The sequence below is a fragment of the Streptomyces sp. Ncost-T10-10d genome (assembly GCF_900091955.1).
In the GTDB taxonomy this organism is placed as follows: domain Bacteria; phylum Actinomycetota; class Actinomycetes; order Streptomycetales; family Streptomycetaceae; genus Streptomyces.
The window spans coordinates 1-18,481 of sequence record NZ_FMDF01000142.1; the positions used below are offsets into that span (position 1 = coordinate 1).

The following is an 18,481-nucleotide window of genomic DNA, read 5'->3' on the forward strand; positions in this document are numbered from 1 at the left end:
GCGACGGGGGCGCCCGGAGTACGAACTGCGCGGCGGACCGGGCGAGCTGGTGGCCGTACGGGCAGGGGCGGTCTGCCGGGCGACGACCGACGGCGCCGTGTGGATCCCCGAGCTTCGGCCCCGCCGCGGGCCGGGAGGCCCCGCCACGTTCAAACTGCCCGCTGTGACGGCCCTCGCCGGGCGCCTGCCCGCACTGCCGGAGCACCCCGTGCCGCTGTACGAGGATGGGCGGCGACATGGCTGGAGCGACATCGGCTACCGGGAGGTGGGGCAGGCCGGTTTCCTCTCGTTCTCCTTCCCCGGCGGTGCGATGAGCACGACGCAGTGCCGACGGCTGCACGACGCCTACCGGCTGGCCTGCCGACGGCCCACCTCGGTGCTGGTGCTGGGAGGCGGCCGTGACTTCTTCTCCAACGGCATCCACCTCAATGTCATCGAGGCCGCTGCCGACCCCGGCGAGGAGTCCTGGGCCAACATCAACGCCATGGACGACCTCGTGGAGGCCGTGCTGACCACCACCGACCGGCTGGTGGTATCCGCCGTGGGCGGCAACGCGGCCGCGGGCGGGGTGATGTTCGCCCTGGCTGCGGACGAGGTCTGGTGCAGGACGGGGGCGGTGCTGAACCCGCACTACCGCCTGATGGGGCTGTACGGCTCCGAGTACTGGACCTACACGCTGCCACGCAGGGTGGGGGCCGCCGCGGCGGAACGCCTCACCGGCAAGGCGCTGCCGGTGAGCGCCGAGGCCGCTGTGCGGCTCGGCCTGGCCGACCGGACGGTCGACTGCGACGCGCAGTCGTTCGCGGGCGAGGTCGTCCGGCTGGCGGCCCGTCTTGCCGCGTCGCCCGCGGTGCCGTCGCGGATCGCGGCGAAGAAGGCCGAACGGGACCGGGACGAGGCCGACAGACCCCCTGGTCCACTACCGGGAGGAGGAGCTGGCTGTGATGCGGCGGACCTTCTTCGACCTTCGGTCGCCCTATCACGCACTTCGGCGTGCGTTCGTGCTCAAGGATCCTCCGTCGGGCCGGCCGTCGCACCTCGCCCCGGCCTCGACCGGCAGATCCGCGGTGGACCGGCCCGCCCGGGAGCCCGACGTCACCGGACTGGCGGCACACCATGGCGTACTCGCACCGGGCGCTTGGTACCAAGAACAGTGAAGGTCGATATGTCGGCCTTCGTGTGTCTCTTTCCAGGGAGGCATCCTCATGGATGCAACAACGTCGAACACGGTGGACGCACCTGCTGCGGCCACCGGAGAAGAGTCCCCGATCCATATCCTCTGGATCAACGCGGGGCTGAGCTGTGACGGCGACTCGGTGGCCCTGACTGCCGCGATGCAGCCGAGCATCGAAGAGATCGTCGTCGGTGCGCTGCCCGGTCTGCCCAAGATCGAGGTCCACTGGCCGCTGATCGACTTCGAATGCGGCCCCGTGGGCGGTGCGGACACGTTCATCGAATGGTTCTTCAAGGGCGAGCGCGGCGAGATCGATCCCTTCGTCCTGGTCGTCGAGGGTTCCATCCCGAACGAGACGATCAAGCCGGAGGGGTACTGGTGCGGTTTCGGTGACAACCCGGAGACCGGCCAGCCGATGACCACCAGCGAATGGATCGACCGGCTGGCGCCCAAAGCCCTTGCGGTCGTCGCCATCGGCACCTGTGCCACGTACGGCGGCATTCACGCGATGGCCGGTAACCCGACCGGGGCCATGGGCCTGCCCGACTATCTCGGCTGGGACTGGAAGTCGAAGGCCGGCATCCCGATCGTGTGCGTGCCGGGCTGCCCGATCCAGCCGGACAACTTCTCGGAGACCCTGACGTATCTGCTGTACCAGGCGGCGGGATCCGCTCCGATGATCCCGCTGGACGACAAGCTCCGTCCGGCCTGGCTGTTCGGCGCCACCGTGCACGAGGGATGCGACCGGGCCGGCTACTACGAGCAGGGTGAGTTCGCCCAGACCTACGATTCGCCCAAGTGCCTGGTCAAGCTCGGCTGCTGGGGCCCGGTCGTCAAGTGCAACGTACCCAAACGCGGCTGGATGAACGGCATCGGAGGCTGCCCGAACGTCGGCGGCATCTGTATCGCCTGCACCATGCCGGGCTTCCCCGACAAGTTCATGCCGTTCATGGACGAACCGCCGGGCGCCAAGGTCTCCGCCACCGCCAGCGGCGCGTACGGCGCGGTCGTCCGCAGGCTCCGTGCGATCACGGCGAAGACCGTGGACGCGGAGCCGAAGTGGCGGCACAAGAGGGGTCGGCTGACGACCGGCTACCGGCCCCCGTGGTGAACACGCCGAGGACTCCGATCGCACCCCACACCTTCCGGTGACGACCCCACCTCACGCTTCTCAGAAGGGCTACGGCACACACGATGGCACCGAAAACGAAGGCGGCCGGCGACGGCAGCGGCCTGGTGGAGATGGCCTGGGATCCGATTACCCGGATCGTGGGCAGTCTCGGTATCCACACGAAGATCGACTTCAAGCAGAAGCGGGTCGCGGAGTGCTACAGCACCTCGTCGGTCTTCCGCGGCTACAGCGTCTTCATGCGGGGCAAGGACCCCCGGGACGCGCACTTCATCACCAGCCGCATCTGCGGGATCTGTGGCGACAACCACGCCACGTGTTCCGTGTACACGCAGAACATGGCGTACGGAGTGAAGCCGCCGCACCTCGGTGAGTGGATCATCAATCTCGGCGAGTCCGCGGAGTACATGTTCGACCACAACATCTTCCAGGAGAACCTGGTCGGGGTCGACTACTGCGAAAAGATGGTCCGCGAGACCAATCCCGGTGTCCTGGAACTGGCCGAGCGCACCGAAGCGCCGCACGCCGGGGAGCACGGCTACCGTACGATCGCCGACATCATGCGGTCGCTCAACCCCATCGAGGGCGAGTTCTACCGCGAGGCCCTCCAGGTGAGCCGCTACACCCGGGAGATGTTCTGCCTGATGGAGGGGCGCCATGTGCACCCGTCCACGCTCTACCCGGGCGGCGTGGGCACCATCGCCTCCGTCCAGCTCTTCACGGACTACCTCAGCCGCCTCATGCGCTATGTGGAGTTCATGAAGCGGGTCGTGCCCCTGCACGACGACCTGTTCGACTTCTTCTACGAGGCCCTGCCCGGGTACGAAGAGGTCGGCCGCCGACGGGTGCTGCTCGGCTGCTGGGGAGCGCTCAACGACCCTGAGCACTGCGACTTCACGTACGCCAACATGAGCGACTGGGGACGGAGGATGTTCGTCACCCCCGGTGTGATCGTGGACGGCAAGCTGGTCACCAATGACCTGACCGAGATCAACCTCGGCATCCGGATCCTGCTCGGCAGTTCGTACTACGACGACTGGGAGGGCAAGGAGCAGTTCGTCACCCACGACCCGCTCGGCAACCCGGTCGACCCCCGCCACCCGTGGAACCAGCACACGATCCCGGCGCCGCAGAAGCGGAACTTCGACGACAAGTACAGCTGGGTGATGTCGCCGCGCTGGTTCGACGGCAAGGACCACCTGGCCCTCGACACCGGCGGCGGCCCCATCGCCCGGCTGTGGTCCACCGCACTCTCCGGACTCGTCGACGTCGGCTACGTCAAGGCCACCGGTCACAGCGTCGTCATCAACCTGCCGCGCACGATGACCAAGCCCGAGACCACCTTCGAGTGGAAGATCCCGAAGTGGAGCAACGCGCTGGAGCGCAACCGCGCCCGCACCTACTTCCAGGCGTACGCGGCCGCGATCGCGCTGCACTGTGCGGAGCAGGGACTCGAAGAGGTCCGCGCCGGACGTACCCAGACCTGGGAGAAGTTCGACGTCCCGGACGAGAGCATCGGCGTCGGATTCACCGAGGCCGTACGCGGCGTGCTGTCGCACCACATGGTGATCAGGGACGGCAAGATCGCCAACTATCACCCTTACCCTCCGACGCCGTGGAACGCCAGCACCAGGGACACCTACGGAACTCCCGGTCCCTACGAGGACGCCGTGCAGAACACGCCGATCTTCGAGGAGAACCCGCCGGAGAATTTCAAGGGCATCGACATCATGCGCACCGTGCGCAGCTTCGACCCCTGTCTCCCGTGCGGCGTCCACATGTACGTCGGTGGGGGCAAGACGGTGCAGAAGATGCATGTGCCCACCGGGCTGAGCGGACTGGGCGGATGAGCGCGACAACACATTCCGCGGCGACGAAGTCGCCGGACGCGGAGCAGGCCGGACGTCGCATCGAAGAGGTGCTCGGGCAACTGACGGCGGCCGGTGACCGGAAGACCTCCGCGGTGGCCGAGGAACTCGTGCGGGTCCTGATGGACTTCTACGGCGCCGGGCTGGCCCGGATCCTCGACGGGCTCCAGGCCGCACCGGGCCGCGAAACCGGCGACACGCTGGAAGAACTCCTGGGCGACGACCTCGTGTCGAGCCTGCTGGTCCTGCATGACCTGCATCCCGAGGACATGGGTACCCGCATCGGGCGGGCCCTCGCGGCCGTCCGCGACCCCGTCGAGGTGGTGAGCTTCGACGAGAGCACGGGCACTCTGCGCCTGCGGAGCGCCGACGCGGGCGGATGCGGCTGCACCGGCGCGTCGTCGGCGCAGCCGTCCGTCGAGAACTCCCTGGCCTGCTTCGCACCGGAGGTGACCACCGTGGAGATGGAGCCCGCCTCCGCCACTCGGGAGCCGGCACTCCTTCAGATCGGAACCCGCCCGCCGCAGGGCGTGGCAACCGCCCGGCCGGCCTCGGCCGGAACGTCATGAGCGCGCCCATGACGTGGGCCGGGCGGCCCGCGCCCGCCTCGGGCGTGCACACGCTGCGGCGGTTCGCGGCACCGCGCGAACCCCGGCAGGAGCGTTGCGAACTGTGCGGAGTGCCGGTGGCCGAGGGGAACCACCGGCATTTGGTGGACACCGAGGAGCGTTCCCTGGCGTGCGCCTGCACCCCGTGCTCCCTGCTCTTCGAGCGGCCCGGCGCCGCCCACGGCCGGTTCCTGAGCGTCCCGGACCGCTATCTGGCCGACCACGACCACCGTCTCGACGACAACGCGTGGGAACTCCTGCAGATCCCGGTCAGCGTCGCCTTCTTCTTCCGGAACGCCGCACTGGACCGGCTGGTGGCGCTCTACCCGAGCCCCGCCGGAGCCACCGAGAGCGAACTCGATCCGTCGACCTGGCAGACGGTCCTCGGCGGCAGCCGTCTCTCCCAGCTGCTCGAACCCGATGTGGAAGCACTGCTGTTGCGCCGCACCGAGGGCCGGGCCGAGTGCTATCTGGTACCGATCGACATCTGCTATGAGCTGGTGGGACGCATGCGCCTGCTGTGGCAGGGCTTCGACGGAGGAGCCGAGGCCCGTGCCGATCTGCAGGCCTTCTTCGAACACGTCGAACGCCGGGCCGAGGCAACGGTGGGGGAGCTACGACCATGACCGACTTCACCTTCACCTGCACCGGCGTACGCGCCGACCCGTACGCCGCCGGCCCCACCCTGGTCTTCCGGCTGCGCATCACCGCATCCGAAGAGGCGCGGGTGCACGCACTCGCGCTGCGCTGCCAGATCCGTATCGAGCCGGCCCGGCGCGGCTACGAAACGACGGAGGCCGAGGGCCTGACGGACCTGTTCGGAGAGCGTTCACGCTGGGGCAGCACACTCCAGCCCGTGCAGTTCGCCCAGGTTCCGGTCATGGTTCCCGCGTTCACCGGGGCGACCGAGACGGACGTCGTCGTGCCCTGTACGTATGACCTGGAGATCGCCGCGACACGGTACTTGAACGCGCTGACGGATGGTGAGGTACCGCTCCTGATGCTCTTCTCCGGAACCGCTTTCACCGGTTCCGGCGGCTTCCGGGTCGAGCCGGTGCCCTGGGACCTGGAGGCGCCCTTCCGGATGCCGGTGGCGGTGTGGCAGGAGATGGTCGACCAGCATTTCCCCGGGTGCGGCTGGATCCGGCTTCCCCGCGACACCATGAGTGACCTGATCGCATTCCGCTCCCGGCACGCACTGCCCTCCTGGGAGGCGACCGTCCGGGCGCTTCTCGACGCGGCCGGGACCACGGCCCTCCCGCCGGCGGACCGGGCATTCGCCGACGCCGGGCTCGCCGGGCTCGCCGAGAGGACGGCGCAATGACCACATCCGCGCTCACCCCCGCGCTGGAATCCCGTTTCGCCGCCGCCCGGGGCGTGGCCGACGCCGTCCTCTTCGAGGGCTACGTCCTGTACCCGTACCGGGCGTCGGCGGCCAAGAACCGGCTCCGCTGGCAGTTCGGGGTGCTCGTACCGCCGGCCTGGACGGCAGCCGCCGAAGAGCACGACTTCCAGTACACCGAGTGCCTGATGGAACCGAAGACCGACGCGACTCTGGCAGCCGAGGCGCGGTTCCTGCACGCCCAACGGCGCACCGTGCAGCAGCTCCGCGACGACGGCACCTTCGAGACCGTCCCCGAACTCCACCTCACCGACCGGGTCCTGGTTCCGTGGGACGAGGGTGCGGAGGAACGGGTCGAAGTGCTCGCCACCGTGGCCGAGCTCTCCGGCGACGGAGTCGTCGTCCCCTTCACACGCCCGGCACGCGAGGAGCACGAAACCGTCCGTGACGAGGACGGCAGGATCGTGGGCCGTCTGGTGCGCCGTTGCGAGGCGATCAGCGGAGCGGTGCGGCTGTCCGCTGCCGAACTCGACGGCCCGTACCGGGCGATGCGGCTCACCGCCGTCGTGGAGAACACCAGCGCGTGGACACCGTGCGCCGGTGACGCCGACCGCGACGCCGCTCTGCCCAGGTCACTGGTGGCCGCCCATCTTCTCCTGGGCCTGAGCGCAGGTTCGTTCCTGTCGATGACGGACCCTCCCGAGTGGGCCGAGGGAGCAGTCGCGGGCTGCCGGAATCTGCACACCTGGCCCGTACTCGCGGGAGAGCCCGGCCGCGCGGACCTGATGCTCTCGTCCCCGATCATCCTTGAGGACCACCCGGCCATCGCCCCGGAGAGCCCCGGAGCGCTGTACGACTCCACGGAGATCGACGAGATCCTCGCGCTGCGCACGGCCGCCCTGACGGACCAGGAGAAGCGCGAGGCCCGGGGGACGGACGACCGGGCGGCCGCCGTGATCGACCTGGCCGACTCGATGCCCCCCGAGGTCCTGGAGCGGCTGCACGGCGCGGTGCGGGCCCTGCGGGAAGTCACCGAGCCGGGTGCGCCCGCGGCCGTTCCGTCCGACGGATTTCCGCACACGCCGGAAGGGTCCGAGGAGTACGACCTGATCCGGCCGGACCAGCCGTGGTGGGACCCGGCCGCCGACGCCGGCGCCGACCCGGCACACGACCGGATCCTGGTGGACGGCCGGTCGGTGGGCGCGGGCAGCCGCGTACTCCTGCGGCCGGGCCTGCGCCGCACCGACGCCCAGGACCTCTTTCTGCAAGGTCGCAGCGCACTGGTCGAAGCAGTACTCCACGACGTGGACGGGGGAGTGCACCTGGCGGTCACCGTGGAGGGCGATCCGGGTGCGGACATCCGGCGAGAGCAAGGCCGGTTCCTGTACTTCCAGCCCGACGAGGTCGCGCCACTGGAGGACGCATGACAGCGCCGTCGGAGCAGAGACCGACGACTCTGGTGGCGGGCGTCGGCAACATCTTCCTCGGCGACGACGGCTTCGGAGTCGAGACCGTACGACGACTGGCGTCAGGACCCCTGCCCGGCCACGTCGAAGCGGTGGACATCGGGGTGCGCGGAGTCCACCTCGCATACCAGCTCCTCGACGGATACGACACGCTGGTCCTGATCGATGCCACCGAACGCGGCGGCGATCCCGGAACGCTGTATCTGATCGAGGCCGACCGGCCCGGCCGAATCGCGCCGCAGGAAGCCCTGCTCGACGGCCACCGCATGTCCCCCGACGCGGTCCTGGCCCTGCTGGAGACCCTGTGTGCCGGGACGGGCTGCATCCCCCCGAGACGCACGCTGGTCGTCGGATGCGAACCCGCCTGCGTCGAAGAGGGCATCGGCCTCAGCGGTCCCGTGGCCGCTGCGGTACCGGAGGCCGTGAACATGGTCCTGCGCCTTGTGCGGGACGACGAACGGATTGCGCCCACCGCACAGTCGGCGGTCGGCCAGGCCAACAACTGAGGAGATGAACACCGTCATGAAGAAGATCATCATCGGCGGCGCGGTCGCCGTCGCCGTTGCCGCACTCGTGGCTCAGGTACTGCCCGACTTCAAGCGCTACGTGCGCATGCGGTGCATGTGACGGCACCCCGAACCGTCAGGTCCTGGGCTGCACCGAATGACGTACGTACCGTCCGGTGTCGGCGAGCCAGCCCGGCCGCGGCCGCAACCCCCCGGTGTAATGACGCGGGCAGGACGGAGACCCATGCATGAGATGTCCATCGCCATGGCCGTCGTCGGCCAGGTGGAAGAAGCAGCCCTGGCCGGCGGCGCCGTCGCCGTCACATCCGTCCGGCTCCAGGTCGGTGAGCTGGCCGGAGTGGTCCCCGACGCACTGTCCTTCTGCTTCGAACTGGCCTGCGCCGGGACCGTTCTGGAAGGCGCGGAGCTGGTGGTCGACTCCGTACGGGCGACAGCACGCTGCGCGCCCTGTGCGGACGAATGGGCGGTCGGAATGCCTCCGCAGCTGTGCTGCCCCTTGTGCGGCGAGGCGACCGCGGAGCTGCTCTCGGGCCGCGAACTGCAGATCGCCGACGTCCAGTGGGACGAAGGACCTGCGCAAAGACCTACCCGTGAACCGATTTCCGAGGAGCGCTGAACCATGTGCCGTGTGGTCGATCTGCAGCAGGCGGTACTCGCGAAGAACGACACGACGGCGCACCGCCTGCGCACCGAACTTGCCGCCCGCGGCACCGCGGTCGTCAATCTGCTCTCCAGCCCGGGCAGTGGGAAGACGGCACTGCTCGAACGCGAACTGGTTCTGGCCCGTGAGACGGGCGTCCCCGTCGCGGCGCTGACCGCCGACCTGGCCACCGAGAACGACGCCAGGCGCCTGGCCCGCTCCGGAGCCCCGGTCAAGCAGGTGCTCACCGACGGCCTCTGTCACCTGGAGGCCCGGATGCTGGGCGGACACCTCGACGGGTGGTTGCCCGAGGACACCCGACTCCTCTTCGTGGAGAACGTCGGCAACCTGGTCTGCCCGGCCTCGTACGATCTCGGCGAAACCCTGAGGGTCGTCCTCGCCTCGGTCACCGAGGGCGAGGACAAGCCGCTGAAATACCCCACCGCCTTCGGGCTGGCGCACCTGGTGCTCGTCACCAAGACGGACATCGCCGAGGCTGTGGCCTTCGACGAGGACGCCTTCCGGGCCCACGTCGAGCAGGTCAACCCCGGTGTGGAGGTGCTTCTCACCTCTGTCCGGAGCGGTGACGGCGTAGGGGCGCTCCTCGAACGGGCGCTGGACGCCGCGAACGGAACCCCGGTCCACCGGCCTGTCATGGCCCAGCAGCACCACTCCACGCACACGCATACACACACAGAGCCCGGCGAGACTTCTCACGACCACCCCCACACGCACGCAGGCCGGGGTGAGCCGGGCGCCGCGACGGACGTGTCCGGTGCCATGGCTCAGACCCGCGCGTGACGGCCCAACGGTCCGGCCCGGTCGTGGGTGAGCCGACGCAGCGTCGCCGGGTCACCGTCCGGGGCGTCGTCCAAGGCGTCGGCTTCCGTCCCTACTTGTACACGCGCGCGCTGGCGATGGGCCTGGCGGGACACGTCACCAACACCCCCGAGGGCGTCGTCGCGGAAGTCGAGGGCTCACCTGCTGCCGTGGCCCTGTTCTGCGAAGGGATCGCCACGGACGCACCGCCCATGGCCGTTCTCGATTCCGTCGAGCACAGGGAAGTCCCCGCCGCGGGCGGTGCCGGATTCGCCATCGTCGCCTCCCGGACCGGCGGACCTTCCCGCACGCTGGTCCCTCCGGACGTGGCCACCTGCGACGACTGCCTCGCCGAGCTGGAGGACCCGGCGGACCGGCGCCACCGGCACCCCTTCATCACCTGCACCAACTGCGGCCCGCGATTCACCATCGTCACGGATCTGCCGTACGACCGTGCGCACACCACCATGGCCCGCTTCCCCATGTGCCCCGACTGCGCGCGCGAGTACGCGGACCCCGCGGACCGCCGTTTCCATGCCCAGCCGGTCGCCTGTCACCGATGCGGACCGCGCCTCGATCTGCTGGTGGCGTACCCGGACCCGGACAAGGCTCCGCGACGTATCACCGCCACGGACCCGGTCGCCGAGGCTCGCGGACTCCTGGCCGGCGGCGCGATCCTCGCCGTCAAGGGGCTCGGCGGATACCACCTCGCGTGCGATGCGACCAACGCCCGGGCCGTGGCCGCACTCCGCCGCCGCAAGGCCCGTGGAGACAAGCCGTTCGCCCTGATGGCCCGCGACATCGGCGACATCGAACACCTCGTCCATGCCGGCGCGGAGGAACGGGCCCTGCTCACCGGCGTCGTCCGGCCGATCGTCCTGCTGAGGCGCCGCAGCCGCGCCGTCCTCGGGCCGGACGTCCCGGCACCGTCGGACGACGTCGCCCCGGGCAGCCCCGATCTCGGCGTCATGCTTGCCTACACCCCCCTGCACCACTTGCTCCTCGGCCTGCCCGGCGACCCGGCCGGGCCGCGCCTTCTCGTGATGACCAGCGGCAACGTTGCCGGGGAGCCGATCGTCACCGACGACGCCGAAGCGCTGGACCGGCTCGCCCGACTGGCCGACGCCTGGCTGACCCACGACCGACCGATCCAGGTACCGTGCGACGACTCCGTCGTACGCGTCTGTGACGGGGAACTGCTGACCGTACGCCGCTCGCGCGGCTACGCCCCCCGGCCCGTCGAACTGCCCTTCCCGGTACCGGCGATCCTCGCTGCGGGCGGCGACCTCAAGAACACCCTGTGCCTGGCGGAGGGGCGCAGAGCCTGGCCGTCCGCCCACATCGGTGACATGGATGACCTCGCCACACAGCATGCCTTCGAGGACGCCGGAAAGCAGTTGGAGACCATCACCGGGGTGCGACCCGCAGTCCTGGCCGTCGACAGCCATCCCGGATACCGCTCGGGACAGCTGACCCGTCGTCTGGCCGGTGAACGGCAGGTCGTACACGTACAGCACCATCACGCACACATCGCCTCCGCAATGGCCGAACACGGCCTCGACGGCAGCCGGCGGGTGATCGGCGTCGCGTTCGACGGCACCGGCTACGGCGACGACGGGGCCGTGTGGGGCGGAGAGATCCTGCTGGCGGACTACGACGGATACCACCGGTTCGGGCATCTCGCGTATGTTCCTCTGCCGGGCGGCGACGCCGCCGTACGGCGTCCCTACCGCATGGCCCTGGCACATCTGCACGCGGCAGGAATCCGCTGGACGCAGGACCTGCCGTGCACCGCGGCCTGCCCGCCCGGCGAACTGGATGTCCTGGCAAGGCAGTTGGAGCGGAATCTCAACTGTGTCCCCACCTCCAGCATGGGCCGGCTGTTCGACGCCGTCTCCTCCCTCATCGGCATCTGTCACCGGGCCGGATACGAGGCCCAGGCCGCCGTCGAACTCGAAACCGCCGCGCTCCAGGCGGCCGAGGACGATTGCGCGGGGTACGGCTTTGTGCTGCGTGCTCCCGCACCGGACAGCGGGAGCGCGCTGATCGCCGACCCCGCGCCCGTACTGTCGGCGGTGGTGGAGGACGTGCGCGCGGGTACTGCGCCGGGCGTCATCGCCGCACGCTTCCACGAGTCGGTCGCCGCCCTCGTGCGCAGCACCTGCGTCCTGGCGCGTGAGCGGCACGGCCTGGACACCGTTGCCCTGACCGGCGGAGTGTTCGCCAACACCCGGCTCTCCTCGGCCTGCGCCCGGACGCTTCGCGGAGACGATTTCACTGTCCTGCTGCACCACCAGGTCCCCCCGAACGACGGAGGGCTGGCACTGGGGCAGGTGATGGTGGCCGCCCGAACCCGCGCCGCCGGAACACTTGATGGCCGCATCGGCGCGGCGCAGGGGAGTGCGGCCATCCACTGACGGCGTGTCCCGGCAGGACCGGGCAGGCGGATCAACCACAGCAAGGAGAAGCCATGTGCCTGGCGGTGCCCGGCAGAGTACTGGAAATCGAGGAACGGGACGGCACACGCATGGCCACCGTCGATTTCGGCGGAGTGGTCAAGGAAGCATGTCTGGAGTATCTGCCGGACCTCCAGGTCGGCGAGTACGCCATCGTCCACGTGGGGTTCGCCCTGCAGAAACTGGACGAGGAGTCGGCCCGGCAGACACTGGAGCTGTTTGCTCAACTCGGCATGCTTCAGGAAGAGTTCGGCGACCCGTGGGAAATGGCGGCAGAGGCGGGCGGGCTGCCGCTGCCCGGTGCCGGTGAAGCGGCCCAGGAGGCGCAGCAGTGAAGTACATCGACGAATTCCAGGACCCCGCACTGGCCCGGCGGCTGCTCGACGAGATCCGGGCCACCGTGACCAGGCCGTGGGCGCTGATGGAGGTCTGCGGCGGGCAGACCCACACCATCATCCGGCACGGCATCGATCAACTGCTGCCGGACGAGGTCGAGCTGATCCACGGACCGGGCTGCCCGGTGTGCGTCACCCCTCTGGAGGTCATCGACAAGGCGCTGGAGATCGCCTCCCGCCCGGAGGTGATCTTCTGTTCCTTCGGCGACATGCTCCGCGTTCCCGGCACTGGCCGGGACCTGTTCCGGGTCCGCAGCGAGGGCGGCGACGTACGAGTCGTCTACTCCCCGCTCGACGCGCTGAGGATTGCCCGGGAGAACCCGGATCGGGAGGTCGTCTTCTTCGGAATCGGCTTCGAAACCACGGCGCCTCCCAACGCGATGACGGTCTATCAGGCCCGCAGGCTCGGCATCCGCAACTTCAGTCTGCTGGTGTCCCATGTCCGGGTGCCACCGGCGATCGAGGCGATCATGCAGTCGCCGAGCTGCCGAGTGCAGGCATTCCTCGCCGCAGGACATGTGTGCAGCGTGATGGGCGTGGGCGAGTATCCCCGGCTGGCCGAACGGTTCGGCGTCCCGATCGTGGTGACAGGATTCGAACCGCTGGACATCCTGGAGGGCGTGCGCCGTACCGTGGCCCAGCTGGAACGCGGTGAACACACGGTGGACAACGCCTACCCGCGCGCAGTGCGCCGAGAGGGAAACCCCGCCGCTCTGGCCATGCTGGAGGACGTCTTCGAGGTCACCGACCGGTCCTGGCGCGGCATCGGCGTCATCCCCGGCAGCGGCTGGCGGCTCTCCCCGCGCTATCGGGACTACGACGCCGAATACCGCTTCTCGGTGACCGGTATCGATACCCGTGAGCCCGCTCAGTGCCGCAGCGGAGAGGTTCTGCAGGGCTTGCTGAAGCCGCATGAATGCGAGGCATTCGGCACCATCTGCACTCCTCGCACCCCGCTCGGAGCGACCATGGTCTCCAGCGAGGGCGCCTGCGCCGCGTACTACCTCTACCGGCGGCTGGACATGAAGAAGACCGCACCTGTGGAGGCGAGCCCCGTTGGCTGAGACCGTCGAGACCCCCACGCGCGGTGACGTAACCGCTTCGGCGACGCCTCCCTCCGGTATCCCGCCGCTCGATCCCACGGCATGGACGTGCCCGGCCCCACTGCGGGATCACCCGCGCATCGTGATGGGCCACGGCGGTGGCGGCGCGCTCTCCGCCGAGCTGGTCCAGCACCTCTTCGCCCCCGCCTTCGGAGGCGAGGTGCTCGCGCAGATGGGCGATTCGGCAACGGTGTCGCTGGGCGGCGCCCGCCTGGCCTTCTCCACCGACTCGTTCGTGGTGCGGCCGCTGTTCTTCCCCGGTGGCAGTATCGGCGACCTCGCGGTCAACGGCACCCTCAACGATCTGGCCATGAGCGGTGCGCGTGCCGCCTATCTGTCCTGCGGATTCATCCTGGAGGAGGGCGTCGAGCTCTCCGTCGTCGCGCGCGTGGCCGAAGCCTTCGGCGCCGCCGCGCGCAACGCGGGCGTCGAGGTGGCGACGGGGGACACCAAGGTGGTCGAAGCCGGTCACGGCGACGGCATCTTCATCAACACTGCCGGCATCGGCCTCATCCCGGCCGGCGTCGACCTGCGTCCGCAGCGTGTCGTCCCGGGTGACGTCGTGATCGTCAACGGGGCGATCGGTGTCCACGGCGTGGCGATCATGAGCGTGCGCGAGGGACTGGAGTTCGGCGTCGAGATCGAAAGCGACTGCGCGGCCCTGGGAGGACTCGTGGAGGCCATGCTCGCGGTCACCGGAGACCTGCACGTTCTGCGCGACCCCACCCGTGGGGGGCTCGCCGCATCCCTCAACGAGATCGCGGCGGCGTCGGGCACAGGCGTCGTGATCCAGGAGCGAGACGTCCCTGTCCCCCCGCCGGTGGCCAATGCCTGCGCCATCCTGGGACTCGACCCGATGTACGTCGCCAACGAGGGGAAGCTGGTGGCGTTCGTACCGCGTGAACACGCCGAGGCGATCCTGGACGCGATGCGTGCACACCCGCTGGGCCGGGACGCGGCAGTGATCGGTGAGGTGGTGGACGCCCACCCGGGCATGGTGGTGGCCCGCACCGGGCTCGGCGGTACACGGGTGGTCGACCTGCCGGTCGGGGAGCAACTGCCGCGGATCTGCTGACGGCCCGCCGCCCTGCGCCGGATCCCATGGCATGCCCGCTTGCACGCAGGATCCGGTTGCAGGGCAAGGGAGATCACCGGGCATGTCGGTGACCCGGACGGCCTCTGTCCGGCAGTCCGGGCCACCACGTCGGGCTCCGACCGCACAGCGACGGAACCGTTCTGGCACAGCGGCGGGACGGTTCTCGTCGTGCGGGTCCGGCAGCACCGACAGGTGCTGTACCGAACCGGCCATTTCGAATTGCCGACCGCACCCTGTGCGCGGCGGACCACCGAGTCGTCCACGCGTCGGCGCTGGGAGCCTCAGCAGGGATGCGGAGGGGCGCGAAGAGGCGTCAAGCGCTGTTCTGGCCAAGAGCGACACGCGCGCCGGGCAGTGGCGTGGTGACACCGGGGGATGCACGCCTAAGGTCTGAGTGCGCGCAGCGGGGCAGGCCGGTCGAACCATGGAAGAGGTCAACGACGCATCGCACAGGGGGAAGCAGTGCCGCGTGTCAAACCCGTCCTGGCACGGGCCCTCCGCAGGACTCCCTTACTTTACCTGGACGTCGCCTACCGGGACCGGGTGCGGCGTCTGGGACTGAAACTCGAAGAACACGGCCCCACCGGATCGGTGAAGGACCGCAGCGCCATCGGGCTGCTACAGGCGCTGCATGACGAACGACCGCTCACCCCGGGCACGGTGGTGGTGGAATCCACCTCCGGCAATCTCGGCCTGGCCCTGGCCCGGCTACTACCCTCCATCGACTGCGTCTTCCTCGCGGTGGTCGATCCCAAGACCCCGCTCGCCACCCGCACCATGCTGACCGAACGCGGCGCCGGGGTGATCGTCGTCGACGAACCGGACGGACACGGCGGCTACCTGCTGAGCCGGCTGCGCAGGGTGCGCGACCTGTGCGACCGGAACCCTGGATACCGCTGGCCCAACCAGTACGAGAACTGGGCCTCGCCCGACATCCACCGCCGCACCACCGGACCCGAGATCACCGAGCAGGCGGGACCGGAACTCGGCGCGGTGTACGTGCCGGTCTCCACCGGTGGCACCCTCGCCGGCATCAGCGCACATCTGCGCCGGCACCGGCCCGACGTCGCCGCGGTCGCCGTGGACGTACGCGGTTCGCTGGCCGTCGCAGGCAGCGCCGGACGCCGGCTGCTGCCGGGCATCGGAGCCAGCCGGCCGTCCGCCTTCCTCAAGGGGCCGCACGGCTACGACCGTGCCGTGCACGTCGACGACATCGAGGCGATCGCCGTCTGCCGGATCCTCGCCGAGGACGTGGGACTCGCACTCGGGGGATCCAGCGGCTGCGCCGTACGCGCGCTGCTGACCGACCTGGAGAACGGCCGCATGGACGACCGGCTCGCAGTCTGCCTGGCCGCCGACGGCGGCGGCAAATACCGCGACACCCTCTACTGCGACGACTGGGCGACCGAGCAGGGCGTCGTCAAGGAGATCACGGCCGCCGAGGAACAACTGCGCCGCGAAGGTCTCTTCTTCGACCGAAAGCACCAGGAGCACTGACCATGAGCACGAGCACCACCCTTGACCGACGGCGGACGGGCCCCGACTACCGGCAGTTTCTGCCGCTGGTCCAGAGCGCCACGCTGATCGAGTGGACCGGTACGGGACTGTTCCTCGCCGTTTCGACCATCTACTTCGTCAAGGTCGCTCATCTCAGCACGTCGTCCGTCGGCACCGGCCTGACGATCGGCGGAGCCGTCGCCATCGCCGCCGCCGTGCCCATCGCCCGGCTGGCCGGTCGATTCGGGCCGAAGCCGGTGCTGATCGGTGTGATGCTGCTGCGCGCCCTGGCCACCGTCGGCTATCTGTGGGTGGACGGCTGGTGGAGCTTTCTCCTCGTGGTCGCCGTCATTGCCGTCACCGAGCAGTCCTCGCCCCCACTGGTGCAGTCGTACGTCGGTGCGCGAGCCCCCGAGAGCCTGCGCGCGAAGGTGATGGCCGTGCAGCGCACCGTCGTCAACCTCGGCATCAGTCTGGGCGGGCTGATCGCCGGAGTCGCCCTGGGTTCCGGAGCGCCCGGGGCCTTCCGGCCGCTGCTGATCGGTGGCGCACTCGCTTATGTGATGGTGGCTGTGGTGTACGCCACCGCCCGGGGAGAGGAAGCCGCGACCGCTGTCGAGAGCGCCCGTGTCGCGGATCTGCTCAAGGACCGGCGGCTGCTGGGCTTCACCGCGTACAACGCACTGGTGTCGCTCTGGATGCCGGTGCTCAACGTGGCCTTCCCGCTGTGGCTCGTCACCGCGACCGACGTACCGGAGCGTTATGTCGGAATCCTGTACGCCGTCAACACCGTGCTGTGCATCGCCCTTCAGTACCCGCTCAACCGCTGCTACAGCACAACGCGCCGGGCGTGGTACTCGTACGCGACCGCGGCACTGCTGCTCAGCTGCGGCACCCTGGCCTTCGCCGCCGCCCCCGGCTTCGGAACGCGGGAAGCAGCGCTGGTGCTCGGTGCCGCCGTCGTCCTTCTGACGTTCGCCGAGCTGCTCCAGGTCGGCGCCTCGTGGACCCTCTCCTTCGACCTGGCACCCGAGCGGGCGCGCAGCGCCTACCTGGTGCTGTTCAACACCAGCCGCACCGTCGCCAACCGAGTCGCGGGCCCGGTGCTGATGACCGGCGTCGTCCTCGCCCTCGGTACGGCCGGCTGGATCGCGCTCGCCTGCGTGCTGCTGCTCGGCGCGCTCGTCCCCTTCGCGATGCTGCGCGGGCCGCGCGGCGCCGGCGACTGAACCACCCCCGGACCCTTCCCACCACCGACCCTCTCGCCAAGGAGCTGCGCCCGCAATGGACTTCGAGCAATACCCCGACAGCCACTTCCGCTATCTGACCCGTGCGGACGTCATCGAGGCGGCCCGCGACGTGGACATCGTGACGGCGGTGGCCGAGGCGCTCACGCTGCACTCCGCCGGACAGTCGGTCCTACCCGAGGAGGCCTACCTCGGCTGGACCACGCCGCAGGGCGACTCGGCCCGACTGCTGGCCATGCCCGGTGCGCTGGTCCCGGACGGCAGGCCACCGGTCATCGGCATGAAGACCATCAACGCCTCGATCGGCAACCCGGGACGTGGCATTCCGCGCTCCCAGGGCTTCACCCTGCTCCTCGACCCGGAGACCGCCCGCCCCCTCGCACTGATGGAGGCCGCGTACATCAGCGCGATGCGCACCGCGGCGGTGACCGCACTCGCCGTTCGCCATCTGGCGGTGGAGGAGCCACGACAGCTGGCACTCCTCGGCTGCGGCGCGCTCGCACAGGCGCATGTGGCGCTGCTGCTGCGCACCGTGCCCACGCTGCGCCGAATCTCGCTGTACGACGTGGCGCCCGACCGTGCGAAGTCCGTCGCCCGGTACATCGCTTCGCTCCCCGGGGCCGCGGACGTCGAGACGGTGCTCGCCGACGGCCCGCGTGAGGCGGTGCGGGACGCCGAACTCGTCGTGCCCGTCACGACGGTGACCCGGGGCTACATCGAGCCTGACTGGCTGCGTCCGGGTGCGCTCGTCTGCCATGTCTCGCTGGACGACCTCACCGAGGCGGCGGTGCTCTCGGCCGGCACGTTGATCGTCGACGACTGGAGCCTGGTCCGTGACGACCCGCGCCGGCTGCTGGGCCGGATGCACCGGGCGGGCACCCTGCTCGGCCCCGACGGCACCCCGCGAGAAGGAGTCACCGCACAACCCGGTGCCCGCCGCGTCGACGGCACGCTCGGCGATGTGCTCGCCGGCCGGCACCCCGGCCGCCGAGACCGGGAAGAGATCGTGATCAGCAACCCGTTCGGTATGTCGATCCTCGACGTCGCCGTCGCCGACCGCATCCACGCCCGCGCCGAAGCCGCCGGTCTGGGCGCCCGGCTCACACTCTGAGGG

At 69.8% G+C, this 18,481-nt stretch carries 17 protein-coding genes and 1 pseudogene; all 18 read left to right on the forward strand.

What is annotated here, in order from left to right; genetic code table 11:
- Positions 1 to 1,157: pseudogene (locus tag GA0115254_RS24150) on the forward strand (enoyl-CoA hydratase-related protein); the annotation flags it as partial.
- Positions 1,158 to 1,205: 48 nt separating this feature from the next.
- Positions 1,206 to 2,285 carry an NADH-quinone oxidoreductase subunit B family protein gene (locus GA0115254_RS24155; RefSeq protein ID WP_093897375.1) on the forward strand — a complete coding sequence of 360 codons (1,080 nt, stop codon included), beginning with the start codon at positions 1,206 to 1,208 and terminating at the stop codon, positions 2,283 to 2,285.
- Positions 2,286 to 2,368: 83 nt separating this feature from the next.
- A complete protein-coding gene (locus GA0115254_RS24160) occupies positions 2,369 to 4,153 on the forward strand; it encodes a nickel-dependent hydrogenase large subunit (protein ID WP_093897376.1) in 1,785 nt (594 codons plus the stop codon).
- The gene (locus GA0115254_RS24165; protein WP_093897377.1) at positions 4,150 to 4,740 is read left to right on the forward strand and encodes a hypothetical protein; all 591 of its coding nucleotides are present in this window, start codon (positions 4,150 to 4,152) and stop codon (positions 4,738 to 4,740) included. Before GA0115254_RS24160 ends, GA0115254_RS24165 begins: the two co-directional genes overlap by 4 nt.
- Entirely contained in the window at positions 4,737 to 5,405 is a 669-nt protein-coding gene (locus tag GA0115254_RS24170) for a DUF5947 family protein (RefSeq protein WP_093897378.1), read from the forward strand. The genes GA0115254_RS24165 and GA0115254_RS24170 overlap by 4 nt, the downstream gene beginning before the upstream one ends.
- The gene (locus GA0115254_RS24175; protein WP_093897379.1) at positions 5,402 to 6,103 is read left to right on the forward strand and encodes a DUF6084 family protein; all 702 of its coding nucleotides are present in this window, start codon (positions 5,402 to 5,404) and stop codon (positions 6,101 to 6,103) included. The genes GA0115254_RS24170 and GA0115254_RS24175 overlap by 4 nt, the downstream gene beginning before the upstream one ends.
- Entirely contained in the window at positions 6,100 to 7,548 is a 1,449-nt protein-coding gene (locus GA0115254_RS24180) for a hypothetical protein (RefSeq protein ID WP_093897380.1), read from the forward strand. Before GA0115254_RS24175 ends, GA0115254_RS24180 begins: the two co-directional genes overlap by 4 nt.
- The gene (locus GA0115254_RS24185; RefSeq protein ID WP_093897381.1) at positions 7,545 to 8,093 is read left to right on the forward strand and encodes a hydrogenase maturation protease; all 549 of its coding nucleotides are present in this window, start codon (positions 7,545 to 7,547) and stop codon (positions 8,091 to 8,093) included. Before GA0115254_RS24180 ends, GA0115254_RS24185 begins: the two co-directional genes overlap by 4 nt.
- 16 nt (positions 8,094 to 8,109) lie before the next feature.
- Complete coding sequence (locus GA0115254_RS47745) at positions 8,110 to 8,214, forward strand: DUF6893 family small protein (protein WP_370740936.1); 105 nt, start codon at positions 8,110 to 8,112, stop codon at positions 8,212 to 8,214.
- 123 nt (positions 8,215 to 8,337) lie between these two features.
- A complete protein-coding gene (gene hypA, locus GA0115254_RS24190; RefSeq protein WP_093897382.1) occupies positions 8,338 to 8,730 on the forward strand; it encodes a hydrogenase maturation nickel metallochaperone HypA in 393 nt (130 codons plus the stop codon).
- A 3-nt stretch (positions 8,731 to 8,733) separates the two neighbouring features.
- Positions 8,734 to 9,555 carry a hydrogenase nickel incorporation protein HypB gene (gene hypB / locus GA0115254_RS24195; protein ID WP_093897383.1) on the forward strand — a complete coding sequence of 274 codons (822 nt, stop codon included), beginning with the start codon at positions 8,734 to 8,736 and terminating at the stop codon, positions 9,553 to 9,555.
- A 23-nt stretch (positions 9,556 to 9,578) separates the two neighbouring features.
- Positions 9,579 to 11,990 carry a carbamoyltransferase HypF gene (gene hypF / locus GA0115254_RS24200; protein ID WP_256102751.1) on the forward strand — a complete coding sequence of 804 codons (2,412 nt, stop codon included), beginning with the start codon at positions 9,579 to 9,581 and terminating at the stop codon, positions 11,988 to 11,990.
- Positions 11,991 to 12,043: 53 nt separating this feature from the next.
- Positions 12,044 to 12,364, forward strand: a complete 321-nt coding sequence (locus GA0115254_RS24205; protein ID WP_093897385.1) for a HypC/HybG/HupF family hydrogenase formation chaperone — start codon at positions 12,044 to 12,046, stop codon at positions 12,362 to 12,364.
- A complete protein-coding gene (hypD, locus tag GA0115254_RS24210) occupies positions 12,361 to 13,488 on the forward strand; it encodes a hydrogenase formation protein HypD (protein ID WP_093897386.1) in 1,128 nt (375 codons plus the stop codon). The genes GA0115254_RS24205 and hypD overlap by 4 nt, the downstream gene beginning before the upstream one ends.
- A gap of 58 nt (positions 13,489 to 13,546) precedes the next feature.
- Complete coding sequence (hypE, locus tag GA0115254_RS24215; protein ID WP_093897398.1) at positions 13,547 to 14,602, forward strand: hydrogenase expression/formation protein HypE; 1,056 nt, start codon at positions 13,547 to 13,549, stop codon at positions 14,600 to 14,602.
- A gap of 483 nt (positions 14,603 to 15,085) precedes the next feature.
- Positions 15,086 to 16,120, forward strand: a complete 1,035-nt coding sequence (locus GA0115254_RS24220) for a pyridoxal-phosphate dependent enzyme (protein ID WP_176740264.1) — start codon at positions 15,086 to 15,088, stop codon at positions 16,118 to 16,120.
- A gap of 2 nt (positions 16,121 to 16,122) precedes the next feature.
- Positions 16,123 to 17,349, forward strand: a complete 1,227-nt coding sequence (locus GA0115254_RS24225) for an MFS transporter (protein WP_093897388.1) — start codon at positions 16,123 to 16,125, stop codon at positions 17,347 to 17,349.
- 55 nt (positions 17,350 to 17,404) lie between these two features.
- Positions 17,405 to 18,478, forward strand: a complete 1,074-nt coding sequence (locus GA0115254_RS24230) for an ornithine cyclodeaminase family protein (protein WP_093897389.1) — start codon at positions 17,405 to 17,407, stop codon at positions 18,476 to 18,478.
- Positions 18,479 to 18,481: the final 3 nt, after the last annotated feature.

Bases quoted from the DNA above. Each gene is read 5' to 3' on its own strand.
- GA0115254_RS24155 (WP_093897375.1), top strand. From the start codon at position 1,206: ATGGATGCAACAACGTCGAACACGGTGGACGCACCTGCTGCGGCCACC.
- GA0115254_RS24160 (WP_093897376.1), top strand. From the start codon at position 2,369: ATGGCACCGAAAACGAAGGCGGCCGGCGACGGCAGCGGCCTGGTGGAG.
- GA0115254_RS24165 (WP_093897377.1), top strand. From the start codon at position 4,150: ATGAGCGCGACAACACATTCCGCGGCGACGAAGTCGCCGGACGCGGAG.
- GA0115254_RS24170 (WP_093897378.1), top strand. From the start codon at position 4,737: ATGAGCGCGCCCATGACGTGGGCCGGGCGGCCCGCGCCCGCCTCGGGC.
- GA0115254_RS24175 (WP_093897379.1), top strand. From the start codon at position 5,402: ATGACCGACTTCACCTTCACCTGCACCGGCGTACGCGCCGACCCGTAC.
- GA0115254_RS24180 (WP_093897380.1), top strand. From the start codon at position 6,100: ATGACCACATCCGCGCTCACCCCCGCGCTGGAATCCCGTTTCGCCGCC.
- GA0115254_RS24185 (WP_093897381.1), top strand. From the start codon at position 7,545: ATGACAGCGCCGTCGGAGCAGAGACCGACGACTCTGGTGGCGGGCGTC.
- GA0115254_RS47745 (WP_370740936.1), top strand. From the start codon at position 8,110: ATGAAGAAGATCATCATCGGCGGCGCGGTCGCCGTCGCCGTTGCCGCA.
- hypA (WP_093897382.1), top strand. From the start codon at position 8,338: ATGCATGAGATGTCCATCGCCATGGCCGTCGTCGGCCAGGTGGAAGAA.
- hypB (WP_093897383.1), top strand. From the start codon at position 8,734: ATGTGCCGTGTGGTCGATCTGCAGCAGGCGGTACTCGCGAAGAACGAC.
- GA0115254_RS24205 (WP_093897385.1), top strand. From the start codon at position 12,044: ATGTGCCTGGCGGTGCCCGGCAGAGTACTGGAAATCGAGGAACGGGAC.
- GA0115254_RS24225 (WP_093897388.1), top strand. From the start codon at position 16,123: ATGAGCACGAGCACCACCCTTGACCGACGGCGGACGGGCCCCGACTAC.
- GA0115254_RS24230 (WP_093897389.1), top strand. From the start codon at position 17,405: ATGGACTTCGAGCAATACCCCGACAGCCACTTCCGCTATCTGACCCGT.